Genomic DNA, 14834 nt, shown 5'->3' on the forward strand with positions numbered 1-14834 from the left:
AAGCCACTGCTCGCTGCGCCACCACGTGCACGGCTGCCGAGGCGGGGACCGGAACCGTAGCGTCAGCCACCGTGTCCGTCCCCGCCCCTGTGGAGATCTGCGCGCGGTCGGGAGCGCCGTCGCGCGTCGATTTCCCCATGGCCCGTCGGCGTCACTGCTCCAGTACGCCGGCGAAGAAGCCGAGTTCAGGATCTTCCGGGGTTCCGACAAGCAGCGCTCGGTCCAACAGGACGTTGTTGTGCTCGCAGCTCGTCTCCGGGAGCATCACGCAGGCGTGACAGGCGGCCATGTTCGTACCACCGGTGCCGGACACGCCGCTCTCCATGCAGAGCGGGTCACTGGAGCACCACTCGGCACGGCGGACGGCCGAGCGGACCGTGTGGTCCAGCAGGTGCGGTTCGCCCTGTGCGACCAGGCCGCCGAGACTGCCCGCCGAGTCGCTCGTCGCCGTGTAGATCAGGACCCCGGCCATGTCCTCGTCCGCGTACAGACGCTCGCGGAGCGCCGCCGCCGGGTAACCCGCTTCCAGACTCCACTCGTTGATGAGCACATGGGCCAGCGTGTGGAGCAGCACCATGCGGGGGGAGGCGGGGGACCGGACGGCCTCGCGGCGATCGCCCGCCCGCTCCTCCAACACCCGCTGATGGGACGCGCGCAGACGTTCAGCGCGGGCCGCCACGCCGACTGTTCGCTCCCAGGAGCCGAGTCGTTCCTCGTCCAGACGGAGGAACACGCCCTCGCCACGGACCTCCATGGCCGGGAGCCACGGCAGAGGACCGCCGGCGAGTGGCACCTCCTTCGTGCCGGTGGACGAGTCCGGGTCGGCGAGCCGGGTGAAGGCCTTCAGCGCGCGCACCTCGCGGAGCCGCTTGACCAGCATCGGGTCGGTGACGCCGAGCGGCTTCAGCACGGCCGTGTCGCCCGTCGGAGGCTCGCAGAGGAACTGCTCGTCGCGGGTGTGCTCGCTCTCCTCGTTGCCGGCGCGGAGACGCTCGTACTCTTTGTTGCGTAGAGCGCGATAGCGGTGGTCGAAGGTGGGAGCCGTGTCGCCGTCGGGGTCCTCCTCGCGCTCCGCGTCCAGGAGCGTCATCACCACGTCCAACGGGATGGGCGCCTTGCCCTTGAGGACGGCCTTGAGGTACCCCGCCACCTCACTGCGGTCGGCGCACTCGCGCAGCGCGTCCCAGTGTTCGGCGAGCGGGTCCGAACGGCCGTCGCTCCACGGCGGGATGGACAGCGCAGACCTCAACACCGGCTGCCACACGGTGGAAGAGCCGCGCTGGAGGGTGCGCAGGGGCAGCCCGCACCTCTCCCTGGCCGAATCGCCCAGCCAGGGGCGAGCGCCCTGGCACCTGAGTCCGAGGTCCTTGAGTGCCTCCTTGCGGAAGGAGCCCTCCATCGAGACCTCGGGCTTCGGGACGCAGTCGCAGGAGACGACGATCGAGCGGAGCGAGGACGTGCGACCCGACGAACGCAGCCGGAGCTTCCCGCCGCACCGTCCTGCGGTGACCCCCGGTTCGGTGGACCGGTGGACCCAGTGCCAGTACGGGAACTCGTCGAGGTGCCCGTCCTCGCAGGCGACGACGAAGCGGGAGGGGACCAGGTCGACCTCGCAGGTGCCGCAGACGCTGCGCCCCTCCGGCGGGTTGAAATCGCGGTGTCGCTGCAGTTCGTCGCAGTCGGGGCAGGAGTGCATCTGGGGGAACCGCCGGACCCGCATACCGTCTTTGCTGTCGTCGCCGGACGCGGGGGGCAGCCGGAAGTAGCCGACGCCGAGTAGGCGGGCCAGCCGCCGTTCGTGGATCCGGGGAGCTTCGTCAGACCGCCAGCTCTTCTCGGCGTCGTCCAGGCCCGAGACGACGAAGGACTCCTGGTCGACCGCGATGAGCGAGCCGACTCCGTAGGTGGTGATGGCCTGGGCGCGGCGGAACGAGCCCCGCCGGGGCAGGTTGTGGGCCGGCGCGCCGCTCTGGCCCGTACGGCGGCGGCGGGCGGGGGGCGGGGTCATCGGTTTCCCTCCATGAACAGTGCGGACTCGGCGTCGACGTCGCGCAGGCTCCACAGCGTGGGCCATGCCTCGCGGTCCTCGGTCTCGTCGTCGTACGACTTCAAGATCGACGGGGAGCGGTTGCCTCGCCGGGGTTCGAAGAGCAGGCCGCTGTGGTAGTCGGCCTCTTCGCACCACCAGTCCACGAATTCGTCGAACGCCAGGGACACGGCGGCGGTCTCCTTGCTGTCGACCGCTGCGACACGGTCGAGGACGATGCGCTTCACCTCGTCCTTGAGCACGTCCTCGTACGACTCGACTTTGGCGGCACCGTCGTTGGGGCGGGCGGCCGGGATCAGGATGCGGGCCAGGGCCACGATCACCGCGTGCAGGCCCCGGTCGCGGGCGCGCGCGGAGAACGGGGTGACGGAGGTCGATTCGACCTCCCGGTAGAGAGCCGAGTGGAAGTGCTGGAAGCTCTCGTAGTGCGAACGGTCTCGGGACCGGGCGGAGTTGAGCATGACCGCCACCAACCCTGGGTGTGCGCGACCGACGCGGCTGGTGGCCTGGATGTACTCCGCCGTGGTCTGCGGCTGACCCATCACGGCCATGAGACCGAGGCGGTCGACGTCCACACCGACCGCGATCATGTTGGTGGCGAGCATGACATCCACGACGTCCTCGTCGGGGTATCGCTTCTCGATACGCTTGAGGCGGGTCGGGATCTCGCTGGCGTCGACACGGCTCGTCAGCTCCGAGTAGTTGGCGATCTGTCGGACCTCCTTCCCTTCGCGCTCGGCGAGCAGCTCCAGGTAAGCCACCACGTCGTCGTGGACCTGCAACTCCGCGGCCGAGAGCAGCCGCAGGCTGTTGAAGTAGCCCACGAGGCTCCAGTACGTGTCCTTCACCCTGTCGTCCTCGGTGTCCGCGTGCATCGCCCGATGCAGCAGGGTGGCGTACGTGCGGATCAGCAGCGTGGACTGGCTGGTGCCGGGGGCCAGGAGGCCGACGTAGCGGCGACTCGCCTTCTCCTCGCGAGGGGTCTCCACGGCGAACCACGAGTCGCGCGCGTCCAGCCCGGCGGGCGGGAACTGGCGCACGCCACGGGCGAAGAGGTGCTTGCCCTGGCTTTCGGCGCGGCGGATGGTCGCGGTGGAGGCGATGACCTTGGGCTTGTCGGCGAGGGCGTCCACCGCCGTCTCGTAGAGGCCGGTCAAGGTTCCCAATGGGCCCGAGATCAGGTGGAGTTCGTCCTGGACGATCAACTCCGGCGGCGGCGTGGGATCGTTCGTGTCGTCCCGGTTGAACAGCGCCGCGGTGGCCGGGCGCCACGGCATCGACGCGAACTTGTCGACGGTGGCGATCACCAGCGTCGGCCGGGCGGCGTAAACCGCCTCGTCGACCAGGTGAACGGGCAGGCCGTCGGCGAAGTCACAGTCCTCGCCGGGGCAGCGGACAAACATCCTTGCGGCCTCGACGTCGGCGTCGTAGTCGCGTGCGTCGAGCCGCTCGCCGCACCACGGACAGGCGTGCAACTGAACGGGGTTCTCCGTGGCGAGTCGCTTGCCGAGGTCCCGCCGCAGCTCGTCGAGCTTCTTGTCGGCCTCGGCCAGCGTGTTGGGGGTGGCTGAACGGCCCACCCACATGCCGACGGAGAACTCCTCGTCTCCCAACTCAGATGTGTGGCGACGCAGTTGCTCCATCGCGCAGAGCAGGATCGCCGCACGCTCGAACTGCTGAAGGGTGAGCAGTCGCAGCGTGTACCGCATGATGACCGTGACCCCGCCGCCCGCGTCTCCCTTACGGATGCGGCGCAGGAACGACGTGAGCGCGATCAGGCCGAGATAGGCCTCCGTCTTGCCACCACCGGTGGGGAACCAGAGCAGGTCGGAGAGCTCACGGTCGTCGTGCCCGGGGTCGTCGACGCCCGCCAGGCAGAGCAGTACGAAAGCGATCTGGAACGGGCGCCATTGCCCCTTGGCCAGGTCGGGCTTGCCGACCCGTCCCTTCCGTACCCAGTCGCTGCGCGCGCGCTGGTCGGCCATGGCCCGGTTGGCCAGACGGAACGCCCGCATCACGTCGGGCTTGGTCCGCAGCAGCTCGATCCCCTCACGGATACGTCCGAGAGCCTCGTGGCAGGCCGTCACCTGGTTGCGCGCGGCCTCCTCGTGGTGAGTGCCGGTCAGGGCCTCGGCCTCGGTCCGCTTGCGGTCGATCCACCGCTCGTACCCCGAGGCGAGATTCTCCAGCGCGGCCAGGACCTCGGCGTCGGGCTTCTCCGCCAGCCCCAGCATGGACAGCGCCGAGTTGTCGATCTCAGGGTTGGAGTCGGTGAGCAGTACCTCCACGGACGGTACGAACTGGCTGCGCACCTCGGGTATGCCGCCCTCGGTCGTGTCGGTCACCCCGATGGGCGGCGGCGTCCAGTCCCATTCCGCCGAGCAGCCGTGCCCGACGGCGAAGGTCGGCGCGTGCCGGTGCAGCAGGCGGCTCGTGGCGATCTCCGGGTCGTGGGAGGTCGTCCTGGCGGAGCGTTCGACGAACGCGGTGGAGCCATTGGCGGCGCGGACCCGGAGACCACACTGGAACAGGGAGAACGCGTCCTTCAGGTCGTACTTGCCGACCTGTTCCGCGTTGATCAGGGTCACGGTGACGCTCACCGTTCCCGATCGCGGGTCGGGGCGACGGACGATCGCGTGCAGGTCGAGCTTCCTGTCCGTGTGCAGCCGGGCCCGTACGCCGCTGCCCGGCACGGTGACGTCGATCGTGTGGTCCGGGAGGTCGAGTTCCTCCCGCTGCCAGTGCTCCCGCTGGGCGGACAAGGTGCGGGCTTCGGCCCTGCGTGCTTCGACCGGCCTGCCGTCCGCGTCGGTCGGACGGTAAGCGGCGGCGCGTGTCGAGACCGTGATCGTCCCGCTTATCGTCGGGTCGACCGCGAAGGTCAGGCCCATGGACGAGGGCCGACGGTCTCCGGGCCGGCCCGGGTCCCGCTCCGCACCGGACTCCTCCGCACTGTCGCGGGTCAGCACCGGCGCGGCGTCCAGGCCGTCCTGTTCGTCGGCCTCCTCCTTCCGTGCTTCTGCCGCGCCCTTGTCCGCCGAACCCGGGTACAGCACCCCGGTCGGGTAGCGGTCGATGGGTGTGTCCTGGGTGAGGATCTCGTCCCGGTCGTCCTTGTCCGCGTCCTCGGCGGGGCCGAGGAGTTCACGGCGGAGGCCCACGAGGAGGTCTTCGTCCCGCACGCGGTAGTGCTCGGCGTGCCCGTCCGCCCCGTTCGTCACGTGTTCTGCTCCTCGTCGTTGTCCGTCCACCGGTACCGTCCGACGCCGGTGATCCTGGGGGCGATCCACACGCCCCGGTCGCCGAGACCGGCGTTGGCGCCGGCCGCGGTGCTGCCCGTCACGGTTTCCACGGTGTCGATCCGCAGGCCGTGGATCTCGGCGGGCCAAGAAGGCGCCCACGTCCTGTTCACCTTCTGCACCCGGAACAGGTCCTCGCGGAACCGCCGCGAGGCCTCCCCGATCTCCCGCCCCTCGTGCAGCAGGGCGTAGGGCGGGCTCTGCGACTCGCCCATGGGCATGTCGTGCCGCTTGCGCAGCACGACGGCGTGCCCGGGTGCGACCCGCTCCAACAGGTAAGCCTGGACGTCACCTGCATCCCCCTCGGCGCACGGCGGGTCGTCCCGATCCACGTCGCCCGCCTCGGCGACGATGCCGAATCGCTTGTACGCCTGCCAGCCACCGAGGTAGCGCCGGCCGTCGCCCCGCTTGCCCGTCCGCCCGAAGTGCGGCAGCTCCGGGGACTTCACGTGGTAGAGGTCCTGTCGGGCACGGGTCATCGCCACGTAGAGGGCACGTGCCTCGGCGGGCAGGTCCAGGTCGTCCGTGTACCGCCGGCCGAGTTCCTCGGCGCTGGGAGGGGTCAGGAGGATCACCCGGTCGAACTCAAGTCCCTTGGCCCGGTGGACGGTCGAGACGACGATCCGGGCGGTCTCGGGGTCGGCCGCCTCGTCCGGGAATCTGCCACCCGCGACCGCGTGCCGCAGTCGGTCGAGGTCGAGCACACCCCGCGCGGACCCGCGGGCCACCCGCCTCAGGACGGTCCACAGCGTCGACGCGTCCGGCCGGAACGGCAGGGGGATCTCGGCGAGCATGGTCCGGAAGCGGTCCTCGGTGAGACCGGTCGCCTCTGTACGACGCAGCAACTCACCCACCCAGTACGGAACGGGACGGTCTTCGAGCGGACGTCTCAGCCGGTGCTCGACTCCGTGCGCGTGCAGCAGTTCGGAGACCACGAGAGCCTCCCTGTTGTCGCGGGTGAGGACGGCGCAGGTGTCGGAGAGGTTCCGCAGACCGGCCAGGGCGAACTCGTCGGTGAGGTCGCCCATGCCGTTCGCCGGGTCCAGGAGCAGGTCGCGCAGTTCGTGGTAGAGCGATCCCGCCTCGTCCGGGTTGGTGAGCGTTTGGAGGCAGGGGCCGTGGGCCAGCGCGATCCGGGCCTCGGCGGTGGTGGCTCGGAAGTTCTTGGTGAGGCGCAGCTCCACCAGGTCATCGGGGTACGAGAAACGCAGCCAGTCGAAGAACCTGCCGGTTTCGTCCGCGCGTTCGCCCGGGTCCGCGATCTGGAAGCCGTAGACGGACTGGGCCGCATCCCCGACGACGGTGAAGCCGCAGCTGTCCTGGTATCGGTCGAGCAGCGTCTCCACGAGCTCGCGTCGCGCGCCCAGCAGGTCCTGCACCTCGTCGATCACGACATGGGCCGGGGGGACGGCGTCGCAGACCTCCAGCGCGCCCTTCTCGACGGCGTCGGTCGCGGCGGCGATCCGCTCGTCGAAGCCGGTCGCCGTCCAGTCGCCGTCAGGATGGATCCGGTGGAGCACGGCGTACGCCCACGCGTCGAAGGTCTGCGCGCGCACCCGCCGGGCGCGTTCGCCGTGCCGGGCGATCCGCTCGCGCAGCTCGCGGGCGGCGGCGCGGGAGAAGGTGAGCACCAGGATCTCGGCGGCCTCCAACGCCCCCTCCGGGTCCTCATGACCGCACAGTGCGTCGAGCCGGCGGACCAGGGTGTGCGTCTTCCCCGCCCCGGCTCCCGCCGTGACCAGGACACGCGCGTCCCAGGGCTGATCGACCACGGCCCGCTGCTCGTCGGTGAGCGGGGGGCTGTCGAGGTAGACGTCGGTCACTTGCGGCTCCAGAGATGTTCGAACTGGGTGAACGCGAGCTGGGTGTCGAAGTTGGCGATGTTGTCGCTGACGTTGAGGATCAGGCAGGATTCCTTGCCGCCGTTCCTCTTGCCGCGCAGGCCCCGGCCGATCATCTGCTGGTAGACGTTGGTGCTGTAGACCGGGCGGGCGACCACCACGACGCGGGTGGCGGGGGCGTCGAACCCTTGGGTCAGCACCCCGTAGTTGGCGAGGACTCGGATGCGTCCCGCGCGGAAGTCCTCGATGCGTCGGCGTCGGTCCTGCGTGCTGGTCGTCGAGTCCACGGCGGCGGCGGACACTCCCCGATCGTTCAGCAGGGCGGCCAGGTAGTTGGCGTGGTCCACGGAGGTGGCGAAGAGCAGGGTCGGCCAGTCCCCGGGAAGGCCGGCGACCTCGTCGACGATCCGACGGCTGCGCGCGTGGTCCTCCGCGAGGCGTTGCTCGGCGGAGCGGGAGAGCATGGCCATGCGCTCGGCCTGCATCTTCTCGTCGCGGGTCAGCTCGATGCTGCCACCCTCGAGGGTGCGGTGCTCCACCTGCGCGAGCATCCCCCATTCCTGGAGGTCCCGGTAAGGCTCTCCGGAGGGGAAGACACCCTCGTCGAGACGACGCCGGCCGAAGCGGCCGGCCAGCCGCTTGGTCTCCTCCTCGTTGGTGTTGCGGTACGGGGTGGCGGTCAGGCCGAGCAGATGACGACGGGTCTCGTACTGGGTGAGCCCCAACTTGCCCAGGATGTCGGTGTATCGCGGGGAGATCGCAGTATGGGCCTCGTCCACGATCACCAGTGAGGCCTCGAGTAGCCACTCGTACTGTTCGGTCCCCAGGCACCGCTCCAACTTGGCGTCCGTGGCCACCACCAGATGCGGGTGTCCCTCGACCTCCCCGACCTCATTGCCGCTCCACAGTCGACTGATGGCGAGGGGTCGCTCCGCCCCCACCTTGCTCCATACGAACTTCCAGCTCTGTACGGCCTGCTCGCAGAGCTCCTCGGTCTGCGCGATCCACAGCAACGGTCCCCGCAGTTCGCCGACCCGCTTCACCCAACGGATCACGGCCTCGGCGGTGACACGCGTCTTACCGGCGCCGGTGGGCAGGGACAACATGGCGCGCTGCGGGGCCAGGCGGTCGAGCAATGTGGTGATGTTGCGGACCAGGTCCTCCTGGTACCCGTGGAGGCCGGGGAAGTCCCTCGGACCGTCGATGGTCTCGAACACGGGCGGCGACGGCGTTCGTGATCCGGCGAAGGTCACCGGTAGTCCGAGGCTCGACACGAAGGCGATGGCGGCCGACGCTCCTCCGTATCCGACCGGGGCGTGGGGGAACCCGGCCTGAATGTCCCGTGCGTGGTGGTGGAGCACTCTGTCGCCACGTGCGTTGAAGGCCATCTGCGCGATCCGCTGCCCGGACGGCTCCTCGCCGCCGGTCGCCTCCAGTTCGGCCTCCATCAGTCCCTCGGGGAGACCGGACCGCAGGGCCTCGGCACCGATCAGCAGCTCGATCTTGGTGACCACGTCATCGGCGTCTCGCACGGCCTTCAGAGCGGCCTTCATCGCGCTGTCCCGAACCATTTGCTCCTGGCGTTCCAGGACGGCTCTGCAACCGTCCGTGCCCAGTCCGAGTTCCAGCTCACGGTCGATCAGGCGGAGCATCGGCTCGGGCTCCAGGGGGACGCGGACCTTGACGGTGGTGCCCTGGCGCACCGCGTCCAGAGGACGGGTCTTCGCTGCGTTCGGCGTCCGGGTCACCTCCTCCAGCTCTCGGCACCGCTGCACCAGGCTGTTCCGGTTGCCGCTGCTGAGTCGCTGGCGCAGGGCGGGATACAGCTCCACGAGCGGGACCGGGTCGCCGTCCGGGACCTCGCGGGTCTCCCGGGTGATGGCCTCGGCGTAACGCTTCATACTCCACTTCTCGATCATGAGCTCGGCGTCCTCCGCGGTCGCCACGAGCAGGGCGGGAAGCTGTTCTGCGCGCAATGCCCGGTACTCGGTCGTCCCGACGGCGACGGTGATCTCGTCGTCGGGACGGGTGTCCCAGGTGTCACCGATCCGGCAGCGGGTCAGCGCATCCTCGGGGAAGTCGGCCCCGAACCGGGTGAGCATGACGTAGGTGTTGCCGACGAAGGCGTCGTCCTCGCTCCGGGTCACCTCCGAGAGGAGAGTCTCCCAGCGTGCGGCCGGGACCTCGTCGACCGTGATGGGCAGGCGCAGCTTGCGCGCCTTCTCGGGGGAGATGTCGGCGACCGGCAGGACGTCACGGTAGGCGGCGAGCTGGGGACCGACCGCTTCGGCCAGCGGCTTGACTCCCTGGGAGGTCGAGACGGCTCCGTACTTCCTGAGCATCCAGCGGATCGGCGACATCACTGCCTGCCGGGTACTCGACTGCGCGCCGATCTGGCGTGTCCAGCTGTCGACGACGGCGTCGTCCGGCAGCGCTTTCAGGAAGGCCGCACGGGACTCCTCGGACAGCGACCGGAAGAGGTGCAGCGGGCCACCGATCGCGGAACCCTCCACCTTCATGCGGTTGAGGGCCGGGCGGGGAGCCCGCTGGTCCAGGCTGCGCAGATAGGCCGCGTGGACCGCTTCCCGATACTCCTCGAACCAGTTCTCGCCTTCCGGACGCACCGAGGTCGACGGTCGTTCCCGCAGACCGATCTCCCGGAAGAATGCGAGGTCGTCGGAGTGGAACCGCATGTCGACGGCGATACCGGGGTCGCGTCCCGCGTCGACGACCACGCCGGGCAGCATGCAGTCGCGCACCGGCCGGAACTTCCCGTCCGCCGTCCGCACGCGCAGGGTCGCGCCGACGTTCGACACGTTCTGGAGCACCGTGTGGGTCAGTCGGTGACCGCCGGCCTGGCGGAACAGATCCCAGAAACGCTCCCATTCGGTGGGGCCGTAGCCGCCGAAGCCCTGGTCGAGCACGCTGATGAACCGGCCCTCGACGTCCGCCTCCCGGATGCCGAGCACGTTGAGTGCCGAGGCAAGTCCTTGGTCTTGGGCGATCTCGCCGACGACGTAGACCAGGGACTCCCGCAGCCCGTCCTCGTCGGCGCGACGGAACACCTGACCGGGGACAGGGGGGACCAGGCCGTGCTCCTCCGTGAGGACGATCTTCGCCTTGCGGGCGTCATCGGCGTACGGCGACCGGGACTCGACCATGTCGGCGAGGATGCGGATCGCGGTCGCGGACGCCTCGGCGGTGCCGCACTCCACGAGGGCCTCCAGCCATGTGCGCACGTCGGACCGCTTGTGCCCGGCCGCACCGAGGATGTGCTCGACCTTTCCCGAACGCAGCGGGTCGACCTCGGCGTTCGGGTGCAGCCAGTCCGACGGGCGCCCGGGCGTCTCGTGCCACATCCGCAGCCAGCCCGCGTGCCGGTCCTTGTCGAGACGCGGTGGGACGTGCAGCTCGGTGGGGACGCGCAGCGCGCCCTCCTGGTCGGGGAGAGATGGACGGACAGCCGTCCGCTCCCAGATCTCCCGGGTCAGGAACTCGTCCGCCCAGCTGATCGCCTCCTTCACACGGCCAGGCAGCAGCGGGAGGTACGCGGCCGGGTCTTCGGCGGGCGCCAGACCGGGCAGTGAGTCGACCACCAGCGACGCGGAGACCTTCACCATCTCCTCGTTGAACGCGGAGGAGTCGAGAAGATTCTGACGGTCCTCGTTGGTCTTCCAGGCACCGTTGAGGATGCCACTCAGGGACATCTCGTACTTGGTGGGGAAGAAGGACCAGAAGCGCCCCCGCCCGCGCGACTGCGGGCTGACGTGCAGCCCGGTCTTCTCGTCCTTCTCCAGTGCGGGCACCGCCCAGGCGAGGCCCAGGGCGAGTCGGTCGTGCAGTTCTCCGGCGTCGGCCCGGGCCGTGGGACCCGGCTCGTGCGTGGTGGAGAAGACTCGCCAGCGGGCGCTGACCGTCGGCCTCCCCGTCCGCTCCTCCACCACGGTGTGCAGGTTCCCGGTGCGCTCTGTCGTCAGCACGCGCCGGATGGCCGGGCGAGGTCGGCGGTCTTCGAGGACGACCTTGGCCACGTGCGGGGAGAGCAGCTGGAATCCGAGCGGGAACTCCTCGCGTACCGCCCCGGCAGTGGTCCGCCCGCCGTGCATGTCCAGCGCCAACTTGCCGGCGGCGCCGGGGAGCAGTGGCAGGCGGACGACGGTGGTGGCCCAGCCGAGCAACTCGTCGAGGTCGGGGTCCTGGGCGCGTTCGGCGGCCGCGTCGAGGGGGCGAGCCATCCGTAGCACCGGTGCCTCGAACCGCTCGCCCAGGTGCTTCAGGACGCCGGGGACCGACCGGATCTTCTCCAGCGCCCATACGCGGTCGAATCCGAAGTCACCGGTTCTGCTGAAGAACTGTGGAGTGTCGGTGACGACCAGAACGGATTTCACACCCACGCCGAATCGGCCGATCTGGCCGCCTCGCTTGCGCGACATACTCATTCGGAGAATTGTTTCCGCGCCCACGGGAGTGACAGGGGACCCCTCGTTGGCGCAGTAGAGGTGCGTCTCGGTGAGAACGACGTGGACGCTCCCTCCGGGCTCGTTCGCGATCTCGTCGGCCGCGTTCTGTACGAGTTCGAAGAGTTGGCGGTCGCCGTATCCGCCCTGAGTGATGCGACGCTCGCCGTTGGCATGCTCGGGAATGAGGCCGGGGTCGACCTCGTACGTCTGCAGGACGCGGGAGGACTGTTCGAGGACGGTGCGGATGACCGATGATGAGGAATCGGACATTGCTTCTTCACGGCTCCTGCGATAGATGGCATGACGAAACACGTGCGAGAACGTCGGGCGTTGAGTGGCCCGAGCTTGTTCGACCTGGGTAGATGTGGTTCGGCGACCCTGTGACCTCGCCGTTGCGGGTCAGGCCTCGCGGAGGCCGGTGGGTCCAGGACGGTGGTCGAAGAGCTCGTCGAATTCCTCGATCGTCATACCGAACGAGTCGAGAATCTGCTTTCTCTCTGTATTGGAGCTGGCTAAACCGAGTTGTAAGCGAACCGAGTTGATCTCACGCATCGAATGAGGGGCACAGTGGTGCGGAGATTCCGTCTCGCCGGGATGGCCTTCCATGGATTCCACGTCCTTGGGTGCATGTCGAGGACCCCCGCACCGCAAGCACGTTCGGGTCCGTGAAAATACAAGAGGGCATAACTCACCTGTTGCCACACGGGAGTTCCCGAATGAGGCGGACACTTTCCGCTGCCGTGATCCTAGGGTGCGTCACCCGTTCGGTCTACCCCCAATTCCTCGACGGGTTACCGGAGTTGACCTCTCCGCTTTGCGATGGGGTTCACGCCGGAGAATTCTCCGTACCACCTCTCGGTCTGCTGCCGAAGCGGCAAATATGGAGGTAGCTCCTGAATCGGTCTTATCGGTCAGGCTGAGTACGTGTCCACGAGGTCTGATCGGGCCTCGTCAAGCGCCAGTTGACGTGTGTCCTGGTGTCAAATTAGCCTGTCCATGACTGTGGCACAACGACATACGGCAGAGAGCGGGAGGCCCCATGGAGGTCGGTGAGGAGTTCGGGCCGTGGCTGTCCCGTCAGCTCAGGCTGGCGAACAAGACGCAGGCAGAGCTGGCGGAGGAACTGGGACTTACCCGCGCCGCCGTCTCGGCGTGGATCACCAGGCGCTCTGTCCCGCGCCCCACCGTCATGGGTGAGATCGCCAAGGCACTCGGCACGGACCTGGGCACCGTGCACACCCGGACCACCGACACGCAGGCCGGCCTGCCGGTCACCTGGTACCACCGACCCGGATACCAGGACGGAGGCCGCGACGGCGGAAACGCCGCGGCCTTCGCTTTCGATGCGGACGTCCAGGTTCTCGCGCGCGAGACCTGCCAGAACAGCCTTGACGAGCGGCTCGTGAAGAACGGGCGACCCGTTCGGGTGCGCTACACCCTCCACGAACTCACCGGCGAGAAGCTGGAGGCGTTCCGAGCCGCCGTCCTCTGGGACGAGCTCCGACCGCACTACTCGGCGGTCTCCGAGTCCGCCGCCGACCAGAAGGTCGGCCGCGTCGTGGACGCCGGCGTGCGCGACATGTTCGAGAAGGGCCGCCTGATCCTTCTCCGGGTCGACGACTACAACGCCTCCGGCCTCACCGGCGACGACTACGGAGACGGCAAGTTCGCGGCCGTCGTCCGTAGGCAGTTGGAGAGCCTCAAGTCGGGGCGGGACGCGGGCGGTTCCTACGGTCTCGGCAAGGCGACGCTCTGGGCCACCAGCGCGCTGGGCATGGTGCTCATGAACTCCACGCTCTCCGTGCCGCACGAAGGTCGCACCGAGCGCCGCGTCATCGGACGACTGGAGCTGCCGTGGCGTTCCGTCGACGGCACCCCGTACGCGGGCCCCGCTTGGCTGGGTCGCCCCGACCCCGAGACGCACAACGCAGAGGTGGTCCGCTCCTGGTGGGCCGACGAGGAGACGGTCGAACGCCTGTACCTCACCCGTGACAACGACGAGCCGGGCACGTCCTTCCTCATCGTCGGCGCCCACGACGTGGCGAGCCTCGAGCAGGGCGGAACGGACTCGGACGACGAGGACGGGAACGCGGGCGACGGCGACGGGATTCGCGACATTCGCGTCATGCATCGACGTCTTGTCGAGGCACTGGGCCGGGACTTCTGGGCGGCCATGACCGGAGGCGGCAGCAGACTTCCGCTGTTGGAGACCTCGGTGCGCACGTATCGCAACGGGGAAGTGGTCGTAGAGGAGGAGGCGGTCGACCCCACCGACACCCAGCCCTCGCGCAGCCGGGCGCTGCGCGCGTTCTACGAGGGGACGACAGTGGACCGGCTCACCGAGGCCGGCCAGGTGGCCCTCCGCGCCGTTCCGCTCCGGCTCCCCTTGTCCGGCGGCCGTTCGGGCACGCTCGGCACGCACCAGGGAGCGCTCCTGGTCACGGAGGCGGAGGACAGGGACGGCGTGCCGAACCAGGTCCACTCGCTGCGTGGCAACCGGATGACCATCAAGAAGTCGACGGTCCACGGTCTGCCCCTGGGCGTCACCCAGTTCCAGGCCGTTCTCCTGGTGGGTCACGCGGCGGGGGAGTCGGCACCCTTCGCGGGGGAGGCCGAGGAGTTCCTGCGCGCCGCGGAACCACCTGAGCACGACCGCTGGGGACAGACGGAGGAGCTGACCCTTCGCTGGTCCCACAGCGCACACCACCGCATCTCCAGATTGACCACCGAGGTCAACGCCGCTGTGAAGGAACTGGTCGTCCGTCCGAAGCGGCCCGGATCACAGGAGAGCGCCAAGTTGCGCAAGAAGCTCACGGTCCCCAGCAAGAGTGCCGCGACGAAGCGTGGCTCCGGGCCGACCCTGCCGGAACTCGACGAACTCCACGCCGAGATCGGCGCGAGCCGGGAGTGGCGGATCACCGCCGAGGTGAAGTTGCCACGTGCCGAAGAACTGCCCGCCATGACACCGGTGGTCCTTCTCGACGTCCGGTCCGGCAGCCGCCCGCGGCTCGATTGGGCCGAACTCGTCGCCGTGGAGGGATGCGAGGTCGAGGACGGCGCGCTCCGCTTCACCCCGCAGGCCCGTCGTGCGGTCTTCCGAGGATCGACTGATCCCACCAGTCATCCGGTCCGCACCGAACTCACGCGGCTCGTACTCGAACTCCGTGCCGGTACGGGGGAGTGAGGC

Annotated in this window: 6 protein-coding genes; 1 reads left to right on the plus strand and 5 read right to left on the minus strand. The window is 69.1% G+C overall.

Features of this window, described 5'->3' with window-relative positions:
• Nucleotides 1-151: 151 nt before the first annotated feature.
• The 5 genes from drmB to ACFVYS_RS00785 form a co-directional block, all read right to left on the minus strand.
• Nucleotides 152-2008, minus strand: a complete 1857-nt coding sequence (gene drmB / locus ACFVYS_RS00765; protein ID WP_389497503.1) for a DrmB family protein — start codon at nt 2006-2008, stop codon at nt 152-154.
• A complete protein-coding gene (locus tag ACFVYS_RS00770; RefSeq protein WP_389497505.1) occupies nt 2005-5268 on the minus strand; it encodes a helicase-related protein in 3264 nt (1087 codons plus the stop codon). The genes drmB and ACFVYS_RS00770 overlap by 4 nt, the downstream gene beginning before the upstream one ends.
• Entirely contained in the window at nt 5265-7169 is a 1905-nt protein-coding gene (locus tag ACFVYS_RS00775; RefSeq protein ID WP_389497507.1) for a UvrD-helicase domain-containing protein, read from the minus strand. The genes ACFVYS_RS00770 and ACFVYS_RS00775 overlap by 4 nt, the downstream gene beginning before the upstream one ends.
• Entirely contained in the window at nt 7166-11917 is a 4752-nt protein-coding gene (locus ACFVYS_RS00780) for a DEAD/DEAH box helicase (protein ID WP_389497509.1), read from the minus strand. Before ACFVYS_RS00780 ends, ACFVYS_RS00775 begins: the two co-directional genes overlap by 4 nt.
• A gap of 129 nt (nt 11918-12046) precedes the next feature.
• Nucleotides 12047-12253, minus strand: a complete 207-nt coding sequence (locus ACFVYS_RS00785; protein ID WP_389497511.1) for a hypothetical protein — start codon at nt 12251-12253, stop codon at nt 12047-12049.
• 433 nt (nt 12254-12686) lie between these two features.
• Between ACFVYS_RS00785 and ACFVYS_RS00790 the strand changes: the two genes are divergently transcribed.
• On the plus strand, nt 12687-14831 hold the full coding sequence (locus tag ACFVYS_RS00790; RefSeq protein WP_389497513.1) for a helix-turn-helix transcriptional regulator: 2145 nt from the start codon (nt 12687-12689) through the stop codon (nt 14829-14831).
• The last annotated feature ends 3 nt before the right edge of the window (nt 14832-14834 follow it).

Source organism: Streptomyces sp. NPDC058295 (assembly GCF_042880655.1).
Classification (GTDB): domain Bacteria; phylum Actinomycetota; class Actinomycetes; order Streptomycetales; family Streptomycetaceae; genus Streptomyces; species Streptomyces coriariae.

Coding starts and splice junctions, on each gene's coding strand:
- ACFVYS_RS00785 (WP_389497511.1), bottom strand. CDS start 12,253: ATGGAAGGCCATCCCGGCGAGACGGAATCTCCGCACCACTGTGCCCCT.
- ACFVYS_RS00790 (WP_389497513.1), top strand. CDS start 12,687: ATGGAGGTCGGTGAGGAGTTCGGGCCGTGGCTGTCCCGTCAGCTCAGG.
- ACFVYS_RS00780 (WP_389497509.1), bottom strand. CDS start 11,917: ATGTCCGATTCCTCATCATCGGTCATCCGCACCGTCCTCGAACAGTCC.
- drmB (WP_389497503.1), bottom strand. CDS start 2,008: ATGACCCCGCCCCCCGCCCGCCGCCGCCGTACGGGCCAGAGCGGCGCG.